Raw genomic sequence first — 15199 nt, 5'->3', positions numbered from 1 at the left:
CCGTTTTGCGTTTTGGGCGCTGGGTCTGTGGGAATCCGAGAGTATCGCCGTTCTTGATCGAGTCAGGGGCGCTCAAAGGGTGATTGGGGCGAAGGCGGCGGTCAGGCCCTGTCCGCCGCCGATGCCGATCATGGCCATGGCGAGGGCGGATTCCGGGGCAGGCTGGCGAACAAGCTGAGAAAAGAGGCGTGTGACGAGGATGGCCCCGGATGCTCCGAAAGGATGGCCGAGGGCGATGGCTCCGCCCTGAGGGTTGGGCAGGGTGTCGGGCAGGCTGAGTTGATCGAGGCTGGCGAGTACCTGCGCGGCGAAGGCTTCGTTGAACTCGAGATGGGTCAGTTGGTCGAGAGACAGGTCGGGGCGCCGTGCAAGCAGTTTGCGGGTCGAGGCCACCGGGCCGGTGCCGAGGATATTGGGGTCCACTCCTGCACTCGCGGCGTCGAGAAAGGCGAGGGCGCGCCGGTGGCCTTGGGCGCGCGCCTTTGCCGCCGTGGTGACGAGCAGGATCGCGGCGCCGTCATTCAGGGGGCAGGCATTGCCGACGGTGATGCTGCCTTGCGGGGAGAAGGCCGGACGCAGGCGGGCAAGTCGCTTGGCCGTCATGGTTGTGCGGATGCACTCATCGTCGGATTGGCCTGCGACTGGAGTGATTTCCGCGTCAAAAGCGCCTTGGGCCTGCGCAGTCGTAGCACGCATCTGGGATTGCAGAGCAAAGGCATCCTGTCGCTCGCGGGAAACCCGAAACTGTTGGGCAACCGTGTCAGCGGCGGCGCCCATTTCGGGGTCGCCGATGTTTTCCGGGGCAAATCGTGCGCGGCTGTAGCTGTGTTCCGGCAGGGCTCGGGTGGCGGGGAGTGTGCGCAGGGGCGCGCGGCTCTGGCTTTCCATACCGCCCGCCAGGAAGACGTCGCCGGCACCGGATTGGATCAGGCGGCAGGCAAGGATCACCGCTTCAAGCCCGGAACCGCATTGCCGGTCGACGGTGACGCCGGGAATATCGGTCGGGAATCCGGCTTGCAGAAGTGAAAGCCGGGCAACATTTCCGCCCGGACCGGCCGCGTTGCCAAGGATCACGTCGTCAATCTCGTTGGCGCCGATCCCGGCGTCTTCGATCACGGCGCGCAAGACCGGGGCGGCGATGTCTTCAATCTCCAGGCCGGAAAACATGCCCCCGGCCCGGCCGATGGCGCTGCGCCGGGCGGCGATGATGACGGGTTGGCGATCAGGCGGACAGGCGGACAAGGCGGTCGTCCTTTTTGTCGATCCAATCCAGCAGAGTCTGGCGGGCAATCTTGCCGCTGCTGGTCTGCGGCCAGCTTTCAATCCGGTAGAATTGTCGCGGCAGCTTGTAGCGCGGCAGGCTGAGCGCGAGGCGGGCGCGGATTTCATCGAGCGGTGTTGTTCCGTCGAAAATGGCGATCACCTCCTGTCCGCGCGTGGGATGGGTGTGGCCAAGGACAACCGCGTCCTGGATGCCGGGCACGTCGGCAAGCGCCGTTTCGATTTCCTGAGGATAGACATTGTAGCCCGAGGTGATGACCATGCCGCCTTCGCGCCCGAGAATGGAAAGGCTGCCGTCATAGTTCAGGCGACCAATGTCACCGACAGTGGCCCAGGGACCCTCGCGGCGGAACCCGCTGTTGCGTCCGCCCCAGAGATAACCGTCGATCGCGAGGTCGCCGCGCACGAAGATTGTGCCGGGGGTGCCTTGGGGGACTTCCTCACCGTCTTTGCGCAGGGAAAGGGACACATGCGGAAACGGGTGGCCGACGCTGTCGGGGGGCGCCGAGGAACTGGTGCGGCCATGGGTGTTGAGGCTGACGAAGCCAAGCTCGGATGCGCCGTAATATTCATGCACACGGGCGCGGGGAAAGGTGCTGCGAGCCCTGTCCAGAAGGGCGGGCGGCAACTTGGCACCGGCCGTCGTGATCTCGACGATCTGGTCCTGTGGGGTGCCTCGGGTCAGCGCATCAAGCAGGGTCGGGACAGACACGATGCGGCGCACATTGGTCATGGCGCGATGGGCGCCGCCGAGGTCGAAGCGGGTAATGCCGTGGAATGCCGCGCCAAGGTCGAGCGTTTCGGCCAAAGCATAAAGAGTGATGCCATGGGCCAGCGGACCGGGTGCAAACGTATGGCTTTGATCGGTGAGGGCAAAAGCGACGCGGCTGGCGTCCAGAGAGGCTCGCCATGAGTGGCGCGCGCGAGCAAATGCCTTGGGGCGGGACGTGGTGCCGGATGTGAAACCGACTAGGAAGATGTCGGCGGGATCACCCCAAGGGAGCGGTTCGGGTGCGGCATTGAGAAAGTGGGCGAGGTCCGGCGTATCGACGCGGATGACGGGGATGTTGAGCCGCTCGGCCGCTGTGATCAGGCCGGTTTGTGATGCAAGGCAGAACAGCGCATCGGGCGGGAGCTTGACCAGCATCTGGTGATGCAGGTCTTCGGGCCATTGCGGGTCAAGCAGGGCGACGGCGTGGGGGGTGGACATGGCTGCGGTGAGCAACACTGACGCGCTGGGATGGTTGCCCGCGGCGAAGGCGTAGAGACGTCCCTCTAGGGGCAATGCGGGCGCGGGACGGGTGCGTTTGGGCAAAGCGACAAGCGCGCCATGCAAACAGGCAATGCGGGTGTGCAGGTCGCCGTATGTCAGGCTGCTGCCGGAAATGTCGATCGCCAGCGCATCGGGGCGCTGGCGGGCGTGCATTTCTATCGCGTTGCGAAGCGGCAAGCGGTGTCCCTTGTCACAGGTTCGGATAGGCGCGGCGCAGGCCGCGGGCCACGATCGTGGCCAAAACCACCTTTACCAGATCACCCGGGATATAGGCCACCATGATCGTGAGTGACTTCATCAGGCCGAGTTTGCCGACAAAGGCCATCCACGGGATGCCGACGGCATACATCAGGACAAGCCCGCCAAGCGCAATCGAGACGGCCATGGGCACAAAGCCTGCGTTGGGTGCCTTGGCGACAAGAATGCCGATGACCGCAGCGCAGATGGGCCAGGACAGAATGAACCCGCCAGAGGTGCCGAGGATCACGCCGATCCCGCCACGCCCGCCTGCCAGAAGGGGCAAGCCGGCTGCAACAAGGGCAACGAACAGGAGCAGCGCCAACCCGCCCCGGCGCGGACCGGCCACGGCCCCGGCCAGCATGACGCCAAGCGATTGCGCGGTGATCGGAGGCAGCGCAAGCCCGGCAAAGCTGATCGGGGGCATGAGGCCGAGCGCTGCGGTCAGCGCCGCAAAAAGGGCGATGTAGACGATGCTTTTGGTGTCCATCGGGGTGTCCTCGTGACTTTGTTCGTTTGCGCGGCTGGTAGAAAGCGGTCCTTGGCCCTGCAAGCGAGGGGGCAGAAATCGCGGCAAACTAGGGACGATATCCTCGGGATTCGATGGCATCCGAAATATCGTCCGCCATCTTGATGGTGCGGATCGCCACGGGCATGGCAACGGCCAGCACCGAACGCTCCAGTCCGCGCGCCTTTTGCGCCTCGCGCACCTCCTGTGCGATCTGGGCCAGAACCGGGATGAACCGCAGGGCCAGAGAGATCGCGAGGCCGACCTTGGCGGGGTTGACGCCCAGCGGGCGGAGAAAGCCCAAGGCCCAGGTCATGGTTTCGATCATATCGCTGGAGCGGGTGGTCAGCGTCACGAGGCTGGCCAGCAGGATCAGCGCGGCGAGGCGCAGCACCACATAGGCGGCAAGCGCTATCCCCGAGAACCACCATTGCAGGGCAAAGAACAGGGCGAAGATCCACAGGAGCGGGCGGATCTGTTGCCATGCCTGCTTCAGTGTCAACTGGGCCACCGGGTAGAGCAATAGAACGCCGCAGAGTGCGCCGACCGTGATGGGCAGGCTTTCATTCAGGAACAGGGCCGTCGCGCCGATCATCAGGACCAGCATCTTGGGGCCGGGGGAGAGGCGATGCAGGGGCGAGGTGCCGGGCGAATAGAGGTCCAGCATCAGCTCATCCGGTTTACGTAGAAGGGGATTGCCTTGCCGGGCACGTCATCCGCGACAATACCGCCTTCATCGAAGACGATGACGCGGTCGTAGTCCCCGAGCAGGTCAAGATCATGGCTTGCGATGATCACGGTCTGGTCGAGCGCGTCGATGGCACGGGTGATGCGGCGCTTGTTGCGCAGGTCGAGCAGGGTGGTGGGTTCATCAAGCACGACATAGGCGGGGTCCATCACCAGCACGCCGGAGATGGCCAGAAGCTGTTTCTGCCCCCCCGACAGGAGATGCGCCGGGTGCTCGCGCAGGTCGAGCATGTCATAGCGGGTCAGGATTTCCGTAGTCTTCGCGGCAATGGTATCCTTGGTAAAACCAAGGTTCTTCATGCCGAAGGCGAGGTCTTCTTCAACGACGGGAAATACGATCTGGTTGTCGGGGTTCTGAAAGACGAAACCGACCTTGCGGCGCACGTCCTTGCCGTGGCTCCTGGTGTCCAGACCGTCCACTTTCACGGTGCCTTCGCTGGGCAGGAGCAGGCCATTCAGCAGGCGGGCAAAGCTGGATTTGCCCGAACCATTGGCCCCGACGATGGCGATGCGGCGCTCGGACAGGGTGAGCGAGATGTCCCGCAGCACGGTCCGCTGGCCATAGGCAAGGCTGACATTGGTGATCTCGATCATGGGCGGTTCCCGTGGCTGGCCTTGGGCGCTCTTAACGCAAATCGCGGGGCGGTTGAAGATGCCATGGCAGGGGCGCCGACGCCCCGTAAAAGGCGCGTCGGTATCACGTCGGCAAAACGTCGGTATTGCGTCGGTGCGGAGTCAGGCGAGGCTGGGCAGCCACAAGACGATCGCCGGGAACGCCACCAGAAGGGCGATCGTGATCGCATCGGCGATGAAGAACGGGGTGACGCCCTTGAACACATCCTGCACCGAAAGATCATCACGCACGCCCGCCACCACGAAACAGTTCAACCCAATTGGTGGGGTGATCAGGCAGAACTCGGCCATTTTCACCACGAGGATGCCAAACCAGATCGCGCACATGGGTCCGGACATGCCAAATGTGCTGTCCGCCGCCGAGACGAACTCGCCCCCGTTGAGCGCCATGACTGCCGGATAGACCACGGGCAGGGTCAGCAACAACATCCCGATAGCGTCCATGAACATGCCCAGCACCGCATAGGCGAGCAGGATCATGACGAGGGTCAGCATAGGGGATTGGTCGAGCCCGGTGATGAAATCGGAGAACGCGCCGGGGAGGTCGGCAAAGCCGAGGAAGCGGACATAGATCAGCACGCCCCAGATGATCGTGAAGATCATCACCGCCAGTTTCGCGGTCTCCAGCAGGGCGTCGCGGAATTGCCTCCAGCGCATGCCCTTCCAGACGGCCATTAGGAAGACCACGAAGGCGCCGAGCGCACCGCCTTCGGTTGGCGTGCCCCAGGCATCGCCGCCAAACGGGTTGTAGATGAAGAAAATGATGATGAAGACGACGAAGAAGATCGGCATCGCGGGGGGGAGCGCGCGGAAACGCTCACCCCAAGTGAAACCGCGCACCGGTGGGCCGAATTTCGGCAGGGTCATGGCCAGGGTGACGATCAGCAATCCGTAGATCAGCGCCGAGAAAGCGCCGGGGATGAAGCCTGCCAGCAGGAGCTTGCCTACGTCCTGTTCGACGATAATGGCGTAGATCACGAGGATCGCCGAAGGCGGGATCAGGCTGGCGAGCGTGCCGCCGGCAGCAACGACGCCTGCGGCAAAGCGTTTGTCGTAACCGATCTTGAGCATTTCCGGGATGGCGATGCGCGCGAACACGGCCGAGGTTGCGACCGATGCGCCGGACACTGCAGCAAAGCCTGCGGTGGCAAAGACGGTCGACACCGCAAGCCCCCCCGGAAGCCAGCCCACCCATTTCTTGGAGGCTTCAAACAGGGCCTTCGTGAGGCCCGCGTAATAGGCGAGATAGCCGATCAGGATGAACGTGGGGATCAGGGACAGCGCCTGTGAGGAGACCTTGGAATGGGGAACCTGCCCGGCGGTTTTCACGGCGACGGTGAGGGCCCAGCCGAAATCCTCGGGGTCGTAGCCCTTCTTGGCCCAAAAGATCCAGATAAGTCCCAGCAACCCCGCCATGCCCGCGGCAAAGGCGACGCGCATGCCAAGGACGACGAAGAGCACCATGACGCCGGAAACGATCAGGCCGATCTCGATAGGTTCCATGGATCAGCCTCTCTCGCCGTTGGTGTCTTCAAGAATTGCAGCTTCGTCGGCAGCCTGCTGCGCAGCGGATTTGATCAGCGGGATCGCCACGGGTTCGGACAGGCCGAGCACGAAGGCACGGCCATAGCCCCAGAGCTGCAATGCAAAGCGCAGGCAGAGAATCGAAAAGGCAACCGGGACAAGCAGCTTCGCCGGCCAGAGCGGCAGGGCGATGTCGATCGAACTGTCGCGGCTCCACCACGGAGCAGCAAAATCGAAGCTGCGCTGAAAATGCGACCAGCTGCCCCAGACGAGCAGGATCATCAGGATCAGCGCGGCAAGGGTGGTGATGAACTCGGCGGCCCAGAGCGCACGGCCCGAAAGCCGCCCGATCAGGATGTCCATGCGGATATGGGTGCCGTCTCGCTGGGTATAGGCGATGCCCATGAAGGCGATGAGGGGCATGAGCTGTTCGATCCAGTCCACATATCCCGGCACCGGCGCGTTTAACGCGTTGCGGCCCGATACGGAGACCACGGCGAAGACCATGATCGCGAAAACCGCGAGGCCGGAGATCAGCGCCAGAAATCGTTCGATCCGGTAGAGGTTTTGGTCGAGCCGGCTGAGCAGGCTGTCATTTTCCAGAACGGATGCCCCAGTGGCCATGTCTGTCTCCGCGATGTGGTCAAGTCGCGCGCCTGCGGCGCCCATGTCTTGCGCCCCGTTGGGGCGCGGTTGGCGAGGCGCTGCCTCGCGCTCCGGGGTATTTGGGGAAAAAGAAAAGTCCTTGTCCCGGAGAATACCCGAACCGCGTGGCTGTTGTCGGCAGGGGAGGGCGAGGGATTGGCTTCGCCCTCCTTGATGCGTGTTTACATGCGCTGTTTCTTCAGTGTGTCCATGACGAGGTCATAGAGTTCCTGGGCGGGAAGGCCCTGAGCGCTCATGTCTGCGATCCATTGTTCGCGGATCGGGTCGGCGGCGATTTCGCGGAACTTCGCGAGCTCGGCCTCGTCGATCATGACCTTCTGCACGCCTTTTTCCTCGAGCACGCCATCCCATTTCTTCAACAAGGCGCCGTAGTTTTCGAGATAGTGGGCGATGGCTTCGTCAACCGAGCTGTCCAGTGCGGCGCGGTGATCGTCCGAAAGAGCCTCGTAAGCGTCGACATTCACGACGACAGGGCAGTTCACCGTGCCGGGGTTGAGGTTCGCCGTCCACCATTCGGCCTGGTCGATGGTGCGGAACGACAGGTGGGCGTGCTGGGCAAAGGCCACCGTGTCGACCACGCCGGATTCCATTGCCTGGTAGGCTTCGGTGGCGGTCACCGAGGTGGGAACGGCGCCAACGGCCTTGAACGCGTTGCCGATCCCGCCGGTGGCCCGCACGCGCATGCCGTCCATCTTGGCCAGCGTGTCGCGCGGCTCACCCGTGCCGACAATGTTGTACTGTGGCATTGGCGAGGTCATCAGCAGCTTGGCATTCCAGCGGGCCAGATCGGCCTGGGCGGCGGGGTGGGCATAGACCGCGTGGCTGACGGCCACTTCCTCTTCCAGCGTGTTGACGCCGAGGAACGGCAGTTCGAGCACGGTGATGGTGGGGTTCTTGTCGCGGTGATACCCGGCGCAGAACTGGGCCATTTCAAAGGCACCGATCGAGATGCCGTCGAGGTTCTCGCGGTTTTTGCTGAGGCCACCATAGCTGACGTTCATAGTGAATTCGCCGCCGGTTTTCTCGCTGACCAGTTCGGCGAGCTTTTCGACATGTTCGGTAAAGGCGCGGCGTTTGCCCCAGACCGAGACGTTCCATTCGGTTGCCATGGCTTCTGTTGCAAAGCCAAGTGCCAGCGCCGCCACGGCGGCGCGTCCAAAGAGTTTAGTCATCTTTCCTCCCTATGCGCAGCTTTTTTGCCGCGTCCGGAGGAAGCCTAGCCCAGAGTTCGCGGGTCTGGGTATCCGTATTTTTGGGTATGTTGCTAAGTTCAGGTGGCCGAGTTCATGAGGGCGGGGATGCCGCCGATCTCTCCGATCAGCGGCAACAGTGTTTCGACGCCCTTGCCATGACGCAGGGCCGTGAAGACAAAGGGGCGTCCGGCGCGCATGCGCGTGGCGTCGCGCTCCATCACCTCGAGCGAGGCGCCCACGTGGGGGGCGAGGTCGGTCTTGTTGATGATGAGCACGTCGGAACGGGTGATTGCCGGGCCGCCCTTGCGGGGGATTTCCTCGCCTGCGGCGACGTCGATCACGTAGAGCGTCATGTCGGCAAGTTCCGGGCTGAACGTGGCGGAGAGGTTGTCGCCGCCGCTTTCGATCAGCACCACGTCAAGGTCGGGAAAAGCGTCATTCAGTTCCGCGATGGCGGCGAGGTTGATGCTGGCGTCTTCACGGATGGCGGTGTGCGGGCATCCGCCGGTTTCCACACCCTTGATCCGCTCAAGCGGTAAAACCTGCTGGCGCATCAGTTCCTCGGCATCTTCGCGGGTGTAGATATCGTTGGTTACCACGGCGATGGAGAGTTTGTCCCGCAGGGCGCGGCAGAGGTTGGCGGTCAGGGTGGTCTTGCCGGCACCGACGGGGCCGCCGATTCCGATGCGCAGGGGGCCGTTCAGAGCAGTCATGAGCGGAAAAGCCTTGAATATTGGGTTTCATGGTTCATCGACGCGACGTCGGTGGCAAAAGCCGAAGCGGCGATGGCGTCGAGCGGTTCGGTGATCGCCTGATCCGATACGGACTGGCAAAGGGGCGCAAGATCGTGCAGCGCCTGTTGGCCGGCGGTTTGGCCAAGGGGCACAAGGCGGATCGCTGCGGATGTCAGGTTGGCGGCGAAGGCGTGCAGGAACAGGCGCGCCGTTTCAGGCAGGGGCAGGTTTTGCAGGCTGGCCGCGCGGCCCACCGCGACCGGGTAGGTCAAGGCGGATAAATCCTGTTTGAATACGGTCGCAGTGGTTTGGGCAAACGCGGCGCCCTGTTGATCGGTTTCCAGAAGGCGTTCGGCGCTGGGTGCGAGGGCGCGGGCGAACTCATCCAGACCTTGCAGGCTGTCTTCGTCCGTTGCCTCGTAGGCGGCGGTAAGCAGGATCACGTCATTGCGTCCCGCGCCATGTTCGACAACATCCGACAGCCAGTCACGGAAACTGTCGGCATCCTGCACCATGCCGGTCTGCACGGCCCATTCCAGGCCGTGCGAATAGGTGTAGGCCCCAACCGGATAAGTGGGAGCCAGCCATTGCGCGAGGATGAGGACCGGATCAATGGTCATGGGAATGCGAGTGATCATGGCCATGCGTGCGCCCATGGCCATAGGCCCCGCCTTCGGGCGTGAAGGGCTCGGTCACGTCCGTGACCGTGGCGCCGAGCAATTCGAGCATCTCGCGTATGACGTGATCGGGCTGGATCAGCAGGCGACCGGCTTCGATCTGGCAGGGCGTGTGCCGGTTGCCGACGTGCCATGCTATGCGGGTGAGATCGGGGGCGGTGATCTGCAGGAGCGGTTCCGGTGCGGCCCGTACTTCGACTTCGCGCCCATCCGTGAGAATCAGAACGCCGCCATGATCGAGCGAAGTGGTCTTGGGGAGGTCGACGAGAATCCGCTCCCCGTCAGCCAGCACAAGAGTCTTGCGCCGCAGGAAACGGTCCTCGTAAGTCAGCGCGACATGCCCGGTGGCCGGGCCGTGTGTGTGGCTGTGGTAGCGTTGGGCGGTCGGCAGGGAGATCGTCATGCGACGGTCCCCCTTGCCGGGATCAGAGATACATGTAGTCGCGGAAGACGTGACGTACGATGTCTTCGCGGGCAAGCCCGAGCCGTGCCAGCTCGGCATCGCTCATGTCGTTGAGGCGCTGCACGGTTTTTGCGCGGCTGTTGGCCTCGCCCAGTTTCACAAGAAAGTTGCCGATAGCCACGAACGGCTTTGCCAGAACCTTGCCAAGCGAAATGTGTGCGTATGTGTTGGTTGCGATATGTGCCATTTGGACCCTCGAATTGGTTCAAGTCGTTGGTCCTCCCTTGTTCGTGAATATGGGTCATCATTGTTGACGTGTGTAGGTCATCTTTGGTCATGGCCGGATTGCGCTGCTCGCAAGGCTTTGGCTCAGAACATGAAGTAGCGCTGTGCCATGGGCAGCACCTCGGCGGGCTGGCAGGTGAGTAGCTCGCCATTGGCGCGGACTTCGTAGGTCTCGGGGTTGACCTCGATTTCCGGCGTGGCGTCGTTGAGTTTGAGAGCGGATTTTCCGATTGCACGAGTGTTGCGCACGGCCACCGTGGTCTTGGCGAGGCCCAGTGTCGTGGCGATACCTGAGCTTTGGGCCGCTTCGGACACGAAGGTTACGGCGGAGTTTTCAACCGACCGGCCATAGGCGCCGAACATGGGGCGGGAATAGACGGGCTGTGGCGTGGGGATCGAAGCGTTGGGATCGCCCATCTGGGCCATGGCGATGGTTCCGCCCAGAAGCACCATGTCCGGTTTCACACCAAAGAAGGCGGGGCTCCAGAGAACGAGGTCGGCGCGCTTGCCTTCTTCGACAGAGCCGATTTCGTGGCCGATCCCATGCGCGATGGCCGGGTTTATCGTGTATTTCGCGATGTAACGGCGCACGCGGAAATTGTCGTTGTTGCCGGTTTCTTCGGGCAGCGCGCCGCGTTGTTTCTTCATCTTGTCGGCGGTTTGCCATGTACGGATGAGGACTTCACCCACCCGGCCCATTGCCTGGCTGTCGGACGCGATGATCGAAAAGGCACCCATGTCATGCAGGATGTCTTCGGCGGCGATGGTTTCGCGGCGGATGCGGCTTTCGGCAAAGGCGACGTCCTCGGGAATGGATTTGTCGAGATGATGACAGACCATGAGCATGTCGAGATGTTCATCGACGGTGTTCACGGTAAAGGGGCGTGTGGGGTTGGTCGAAGAGGGCAGGACATGCTCTTCGCCGCAAATCCTGATGATGTCAGGGGCGTGGCCGCCACCGGCGCCCTCGGTGTGGAAGGCATGGATCGTGCGCCCTTTCATGGCGGCGACGGTGTTTTCGACAAATCCGCTTTCGTTGAGCGTGTCGGTGTGGATCATCACCTGCTCTTCCATGGCGTCGGCCACCGAGAGGCAGCAGTCGATCGCGCCAGGTGTCGTTCCCCAGTCCTCGTGCAATTTCAGGCTGCAGGCCCCGCCCAGCACCTGTTCTTCGAGCGCAGCAGGAAGCGAGGCGTTGCCTTTTCCGGCAAAGGCGAGATTCATCGGGAACGCGTCCGCCGCCTGCAACATGCGCCCCATGTGCCATGGACCGGGTGTACAGGTGGTCGCCAAGGTGCCATGGGCCGGGCCGGTGCCGCCACCCAGCATGGTGGTAAGACCGGAATGCAGCGCGTCTTCGATCTGTTGTGGGCAGATGAAGTGGATATGGCTGTCAAATCCCCCGGCGGTGAGGATTTTGCCTTCGCCCGCGATGGCCTCGGTGCCGGGACCGACGATGATGTCGACGCCCGGTTGCGTATCCGGGTTGCCGGCCTTGCCGATCCGGGCGATGCGCCCGTCCCTGAGGCCCACATCCGCCTTGTAGATGCCGGTGTGGTCCACGATCAGCGCATTGGTGATCACCGTGTCGACGGCCCCCTCGGCACGTGTTGTCTGGGCCTGCCCCATGCCGTCGCGGATGACCTTGCCGCCGCCGAACTTGACCTCTTCGCCATAGGGGCCGGTCAGGTCGCGTTCGACCTCGATGATCAGGTCGGTATCGGCCAGCCGCAGCCTGTCGCCGGTCGTGGGGCCGAACATGGCGGCATAGTCGGAGCGGGAGATGGTGGCAGGCATGCGGAGGTCTCTTGGAGCAAGGGGAAGCGGGCGGTCCGTTTCGGAATCAGGAGTTGTCGGATGATTTGCCCGGCATGGCGGGCGGCCTGGATGGCTGGCGTGGGCGGCGGCGCGGCGCTGGTTGCGCTTCTTGAGATGGTGCGCTCGAGGTTTTTGCGGCGACGGCCGTCGGTTTCGCTTTTTCTGCAACCTTGGTTTTGGGCGTGCTTTTGGCGGGGGACGGTGCAATTGGGGTCTTTGCAACAACCTTTGAAGTCACTGCCGGTCCCGTGACCGGCTTGGGCGCAGGTTTTGGCGTCGCGGTTTTTTCGACTTTGGGCGCGACAGGAGCCTTGGCTTTGGGCTTTCTGGCGGTGCTGCGGCGGGGTCCGATCTTGGCCTTTACGGCCTTCGGCTTGGGGGTTGGCACCGGCTCGGCGGTCGCGCCAAGGAGCGCGCGACCCATGGCATAGGTAAACCGCATCTGGCGTTCCATCAGCCGGGACGCCAATAGATAACCGGTGAGCGAAACAGTTACGGGAGTGGTCAGAAATTCGGTCATTTCAGTCTCCTGAAGGATTTGGGTCAGGGGAGCGCACCCATGACCTTTTGGTTGAAGCCAAAGACTTTGCGTGCCCCCGACAGGGGGATGAGCGGGACTTCGCGGCGCTGGCCCGGTTCAAAGCGCACCGCCGTACCTGCGGCGATGTCGAGCCGTTTGCCCATGGCCGCGTCGCGATCAAAATCAAGTGCGGGATTGGTCTCGGCAAAATGGTAGTGGCTGCCAACCTGCACCGGGCGATCGCCTGTGTTGGCGACCATGAGAACTGTCACTTCGGCACCTGCATTGAGTTCAAGGTCCCCTGCTGCGGGCAGGAGTTCGCCCGGGATCATCGCCGAACCCAGATCAAACGGGCCAGGCAGGCCAGAGCTACAGTGCCGACGACGATCGGGGCCCAGGCCGGATCTGAGGCGTGGGGATGCAGGTGTGCGCCTTCGTGGGCCAGTACGGGGGTGGTCAACAGGGCGGCAGCGGGGGCAATCAGGTATTTCATCTTGGTCTCCTGTGCTTTCATCGTATCGGATCGTGGACGGTCACCAACTTGGTGCCGTCGGGAAAAGTGGCTTCGACCTGAACCTCGGGGATCATGTCGGCGATACCCTCCATGCATTGTTCGCGGGTGATTACGTGTGCGCCGGCCTGCATCAGATCGGCCACCGACCGGCCATCGCGCGCGCCCTCGACCACGGCATCGGTAATCAGCGCAATGGCCTCGGGGTGATTGAGGCGTACGCCGCGCGCAAGACGTTTGCGCGCCACTTCCGCAGCCATCGCAATCAGCAGTTTGTCCTTTTCTCGGGGGGACAGTTGCATGTCAGAGCATCCATGTTCGGGGAAGGTCGGCACCCCGAAGGGCGCGCAGGACAGGTATCAGGATCTGGCGCAGCGCATGGCCGTCCGGCGCCAGGAGGCGGGCAAAGAGCAGACCTTCGCGGATCAGGCTGGCACCACAGCTGGCGGGGAGCATGCCGCGCAGCTTGTCAAGGTAGCTCTCTGCATTCGGAGCCGCCAGAAGGACCGCAGCCGTGGCGCGCGCGCCTCCTGCGATGGCTGGGCGGTCAAGATGGGCCTGTACGTCGCCGCTCAGGCGCACTCGGTCGGCGAATACCAGCTGGTCGCCCTGATAAACGGTGATGTGATCCTGCAGGGTCGCATTGCGAAGGGTCTCGCCCATCGCGGTACGCCCGAAAATCATCGGCTCGACCATCAGCAGGCGGGCGTCCCGTGCCATGTGAATATCGAGACTGCGCCTCAAGGCACTCCCGTCAAACAGAATGGTTTCCTGCGGAAGCCAGTCGATCCGGGCGCCTTCGTCGAGCGTCAGGCGGGTTTGAATGCGACCGGGACGGGTATCGATGCTGCGATAGGCGCGCTCTGCTGCCTGGGTCGTGAGGGTCAATGCTGTTCCGGCTCCGGCGGTCGCAACGGTTTCAAAAACGTCGCCGCCCGTGACACCACCCGAAGTATTGAGAAGAACCGCCTCGAGCACCGCATCGCGGCGCCGCGGAAAAAGAACCCGACAGGACCCGGACAGGCGAAAATCGTCCAGCACCGTCTGCGCGCCGCGACGTTTGGCCTTGATCAGGGCGGACCCGATGGCGCGGGGCTGCGGCGGATTGGGCAACGGCGCAGGGGCTATCTGGGCAAGGGCGGGAATGAGCGGACTCCTTCGTGTCTTGTCGCGACCTTGGCAGCGGCCTGTAACAGTTCGAAGATAGGGTGCCGGATTATTGGGCTTTACCGGCCGCCTCGGGTGAAAATTTGGGCTTGCGGTGTGAAAGAGGTGAAAATCTGTGCGGATTTGAAACAGGGTCTCGGGCAAAGGTGTTGGAATTGACGTTGCACTTTTGCCAGACGCTCCCCATTTTCCCGGCAAAGGTCGAATCGTGGTGCATATCCACGGTCCGGCAGAACCCAAGACGCCGTTTTCCATTGTGGAGGACGGTCCGGAACTGAAACAGCATTCCGGCGCCAGACCGCAAGGAGACTCGCATGTCCTTTGACCGCAAAATCAAGATCGCCCCGTCGATCCTCTCTGCCGATTTCGCCAATTTCGGTCAGGAGATTCGTGCCATCGAAGATCAGGGCGCTGATTGGGTGCATGTTGACGTGATGGACGGGCATTTCGTTCCCAACCTGACTTTTGGGCCGCCCGCCGTGAAAGCGTTCCGTCCGCATGTGAAGACCTTCATGGACGTACATCTGATGATTGCGCCTGTTGATCCTTATATCGAAGCCTATGCCGAGGCGGGCGCCGACATGATAACGGCCCATGTCGAAGCCGGGCCGCATATCCACCGCACCGTGCAGGCGATCAAAGCGCAAGGTGTGAAGGCGGGGGTATCGCTGAACCCCGGCACACCGTTGGAGAGCGTCGAGCATGTGCTGGATCTTGTGGACATGGTTCTGATCATGACCGTGAACCCGGGTTTCGGTGGGCAGAAGTTCATCCATTCCGGTGTCGAAAAGACGCGCCGGTTGCGCCAGATGATCGGGGACCGCGAAATTCACATCCAGATCGACGGTGGCGTGACGACGGAAACAGCGCCGCTCGTGGCGGAAGCGGGGGCGGATGTGCTCGTCGCCGGGTCAGCTGTGTTCAAATGCGGCAGTGTCGACGCGCCCGAAGTCTACGGTGAAAACATCCGCGCCCTTCGGGCGGCAGCGGAAGCCGCGCAATAGGTGCGGCCCTCTTCATCC

General features: G+C 62.8%; 19 protein-coding genes. 1 reads left to right on the top strand and 18 read right to left on the bottom strand.

What is annotated here, in order from left to right:
• Window positions 1-72 precede the first annotated feature (72 nt).
• The 18 genes from BMZ35_RS04515 to BMZ35_RS04430 form a co-directional block, all read right to left on the bottom strand.
• Window positions 73-1242 (bottom strand): thiolase family protein, encoded by a 1170-nt coding sequence (locus tag BMZ35_RS04515; protein WP_165609973.1) that lies wholly within the window; start codon window positions 1240-1242, stop codon window positions 73-75.
• On the bottom strand, window positions 1223-2707 hold the full coding sequence (locus tag BMZ35_RS04510) for an AMP-binding protein (protein WP_093091280.1): 1485 nt from the start codon (window positions 2705-2707) through the stop codon (window positions 1223-1225). The genes BMZ35_RS04515 and BMZ35_RS04510 overlap by 20 nt, the downstream gene beginning before the upstream one ends.
• A 37-nt stretch (window positions 2708-2744) precedes the next feature.
• Window positions 2745-3281 (bottom strand): biotin transporter BioY, encoded by a 537-nt coding sequence (locus BMZ35_RS04505; protein WP_093091278.1) that lies wholly within the window; start codon window positions 3279-3281, stop codon window positions 2745-2747.
• Window positions 3282-3369: 88 nt separating this feature from the next.
• On the bottom strand, window positions 3370-3966 hold the full coding sequence (locus BMZ35_RS04500; RefSeq protein WP_093091276.1) for an energy-coupling factor transporter transmembrane component T family protein: 597 nt from the start codon (window positions 3964-3966) through the stop codon (window positions 3370-3372).
• Window positions 3966-4640 (bottom strand): energy-coupling factor ABC transporter ATP-binding protein, encoded by a 675-nt coding sequence (locus tag BMZ35_RS04495; RefSeq protein ID WP_093091274.1) that lies wholly within the window; start codon window positions 4638-4640, stop codon window positions 3966-3968. The genes BMZ35_RS04500 and BMZ35_RS04495 overlap by 1 nt, the downstream gene beginning before the upstream one ends.
• Before the next feature lie 141 nt (window positions 4641-4781).
• On the bottom strand, window positions 4782-6182 hold the full coding sequence (locus tag BMZ35_RS04490; RefSeq protein WP_093091272.1) for a TRAP transporter large permease: 1401 nt from the start codon (window positions 6180-6182) through the stop codon (window positions 4782-4784).
• 3 nt (window positions 6183-6185) lie between these two features.
• Window positions 6186-6827, bottom strand: a complete 642-nt coding sequence (locus BMZ35_RS04485; protein WP_093092556.1) for a TRAP transporter small permease subunit — start codon at window positions 6825-6827, stop codon at window positions 6186-6188.
• Window positions 6828-7030: 203 nt separating this feature from the next.
• A complete protein-coding gene (locus BMZ35_RS04480) occupies window positions 7031-8041 on the bottom strand; it encodes a C4-dicarboxylate TRAP transporter substrate-binding protein (RefSeq protein WP_093091270.1) in 1011 nt (336 codons plus the stop codon).
• A gap of 98 nt (window positions 8042-8139) precedes the next feature.
• On the bottom strand, window positions 8140-8775 hold the full coding sequence (gene ureG, locus BMZ35_RS04475) for an urease accessory protein UreG (RefSeq protein WP_093091268.1): 636 nt from the start codon (window positions 8773-8775) through the stop codon (window positions 8140-8142).
• On the bottom strand, window positions 8772-9440 hold the full coding sequence (locus tag BMZ35_RS04470) for an urease accessory protein UreF (RefSeq protein WP_242654693.1): 669 nt from the start codon (window positions 9438-9440) through the stop codon (window positions 8772-8774). Before BMZ35_RS04470 ends, ureG begins: the two co-directional genes overlap by 4 nt.
• Complete coding sequence (ureE, locus tag BMZ35_RS04465) at window positions 9406-9876, bottom strand: urease accessory protein UreE (RefSeq protein ID WP_093091264.1); 471 nt, start codon at window positions 9874-9876, stop codon at window positions 9406-9408. The genes BMZ35_RS04470 and ureE overlap by 35 nt, the downstream gene beginning before the upstream one ends.
• Window positions 9877-9898: 22 nt before the next feature.
• Window positions 9899-10123, bottom strand: coding sequence for a DUF1127 domain-containing protein (locus BMZ35_RS04460; protein WP_093091262.1), 225 nt, complete (start codon window positions 10121-10123; stop codon window positions 9899-9901).
• Between the two features lie 122 nt (window positions 10124-10245).
• Window positions 10246-11958: an urease subunit alpha gene (gene ureC / locus BMZ35_RS04455; RefSeq protein WP_093091260.1), complete on the bottom strand. Its 1713-nt coding sequence runs from the start codon at window positions 11956-11958 to the stop codon at window positions 10246-10248.
• Window positions 11959-12004: 46 nt separating this feature from the next.
• Window positions 12005-12499 (bottom strand): hypothetical protein, encoded by a 495-nt coding sequence (locus BMZ35_RS04450; protein ID WP_093091258.1) that lies wholly within the window; start codon window positions 12497-12499, stop codon window positions 12005-12007.
• Window positions 12500-12522: 23 nt separating this feature from the next.
• The gene (locus tag BMZ35_RS04445) at window positions 12523-12831 is read right to left on the bottom strand and encodes an urease subunit beta (protein WP_093091256.1); all 309 of its coding nucleotides are present in this window, start codon (window positions 12829-12831) and stop codon (window positions 12523-12525) included.
• Window positions 12828-13013, bottom strand: coding sequence for a hypothetical protein (locus BMZ35_RS04440; protein ID WP_093091254.1), 186 nt, complete (start codon window positions 13011-13013; stop codon window positions 12828-12830). The genes BMZ35_RS04445 and BMZ35_RS04440 overlap by 4 nt, the downstream gene beginning before the upstream one ends.
• Window positions 13010-13312 carry an urease subunit gamma gene (locus BMZ35_RS04435; protein WP_093091252.1) on the bottom strand — a complete coding sequence of 101 codons (303 nt, stop codon included), beginning with the start codon at window positions 13310-13312 and terminating at the stop codon, window positions 13010-13012. Before BMZ35_RS04435 ends, BMZ35_RS04440 begins: the two co-directional genes overlap by 4 nt.
• 1 nt (window position 13313) lies before the next feature.
• Entirely contained in the window at window positions 13314-14123 is an 810-nt protein-coding gene (locus BMZ35_RS04430) for an urease accessory protein UreD (RefSeq protein ID WP_242654692.1), read from the bottom strand.
• Window positions 14124-14491: 368 nt separating this feature from the next.
• Between BMZ35_RS04430 and rpe the strand changes: the two genes are divergently transcribed.
• Window positions 14492-15181: a ribulose-phosphate 3-epimerase gene (rpe, locus tag BMZ35_RS04425; RefSeq protein WP_093091248.1), complete on the top strand. Its 690-nt coding sequence runs from the start codon at window positions 14492-14494 to the stop codon at window positions 15179-15181.
• Window positions 15182-15199 lie beyond the last annotated feature (18 nt).

The organism is Shimia aestuarii (assembly GCF_900114635.1).
GTDB classification, from domain to species: Bacteria; Pseudomonadota; Alphaproteobacteria; order Rhodobacterales; family Rhodobacteraceae; genus Shimia; species Shimia aestuarii.
Note: the sequence above shows the minus strand (reverse complement) of the source record. Positions and strands in the feature narration are given on the sequence as shown.

What these genes read in the sequence shown, in the direction of transcription:
- BMZ35_RS04505 (WP_093091278.1), bottom strand. Translation starts at nt 3,281, where the DNA reads ATGGACACCAAAAGCATCGTCTACATCGCCCTTTTTGCGGCGCTGACC.
- BMZ35_RS04490 (WP_093091272.1), bottom strand. Translation starts at nt 6,182, where the DNA reads ATGGAACCTATCGAGATCGGCCTGATCGTTTCCGGCGTCATGGTGCTC.
- BMZ35_RS04500 (WP_093091276.1), bottom strand. Translation starts at nt 3,966, where the DNA reads ATGCTGGACCTCTATTCGCCCGGCACCTCGCCCCTGCATCGCCTCTCC.
- BMZ35_RS04480 (WP_093091270.1), bottom strand. Translation starts at nt 8,041, where the DNA reads ATGACTAAACTCTTTGGACGCGCCGCCGTGGCGGCGCTGGCACTTGGC.
- ureC (WP_093091260.1), bottom strand. Translation starts at nt 11,958, where the DNA reads ATGCCTGCCACCATCTCCCGCTCCGACTATGCCGCCATGTTCGGCCCC.
- BMZ35_RS04440 (WP_093091254.1), bottom strand. Translation starts at nt 13,013, where the DNA reads ATGAAAGCACAGGAGACCAAGATGAAATACCTGATTGCCCCCGCTGCC.
- BMZ35_RS04460 (WP_093091262.1), bottom strand. Translation starts at nt 10,123, where the DNA reads ATGGCACATATCGCAACCAACACATACGCACACATTTCGCTTGGCAAG.
- BMZ35_RS04470 (WP_242654693.1), bottom strand. Translation starts at nt 9,440, where the DNA reads ATGGCCATGATCACTCGCATTCCCATGACCATTGATCCGGTCCTCATC.
- BMZ35_RS04435 (WP_093091252.1), bottom strand. Translation starts at nt 13,312, where the DNA reads ATGCAACTGTCCCCCCGAGAAAAGGACAAACTGCTGATTGCGATGGCT.
- BMZ35_RS04450 (WP_093091258.1), bottom strand. Translation starts at nt 12,499, where the DNA reads ATGACCGAATTTCTGACCACTCCCGTAACTGTTTCGCTCACCGGTTAT.
- ureE (WP_093091264.1), bottom strand. Translation starts at nt 9,876, where the DNA reads ATGACGATCTCCCTGCCGACCGCCCAACGCTACCACAGCCACACACAC.
- BMZ35_RS04510 (WP_093091280.1), bottom strand. Translation starts at nt 2,707, where the DNA reads ATGCACGCCCGCCAGCGCCCCGATGCGCTGGCGATCGACATTTCCGGC.
- rpe (WP_093091248.1), top strand. Translation starts at nt 14,492, where the DNA reads ATGTCCTTTGACCGCAAAATCAAGATCGCCCCGTCGATCCTCTCTGCC.
- BMZ35_RS04485 (WP_093092556.1), bottom strand. Translation starts at nt 6,827, where the DNA reads ATGGCCACTGGGGCATCCGTTCTGGAAAATGACAGCCTGCTCAGCCGG.
- BMZ35_RS04495 (WP_093091274.1), bottom strand. Translation starts at nt 4,640, where the DNA reads ATGATCGAGATCACCAATGTCAGCCTTGCCTATGGCCAGCGGACCGTG.
- ureG (WP_093091268.1), bottom strand. Translation starts at nt 8,775, where the DNA reads ATGACTGCTCTGAACGGCCCCCTGCGCATCGGAATCGGCGGCCCCGTC.
- BMZ35_RS04445 (WP_093091256.1), bottom strand. Translation starts at nt 12,831, where the DNA reads ATGATCCCGGGCGAACTCCTGCCCGCAGCAGGGGACCTTGAACTCAAT.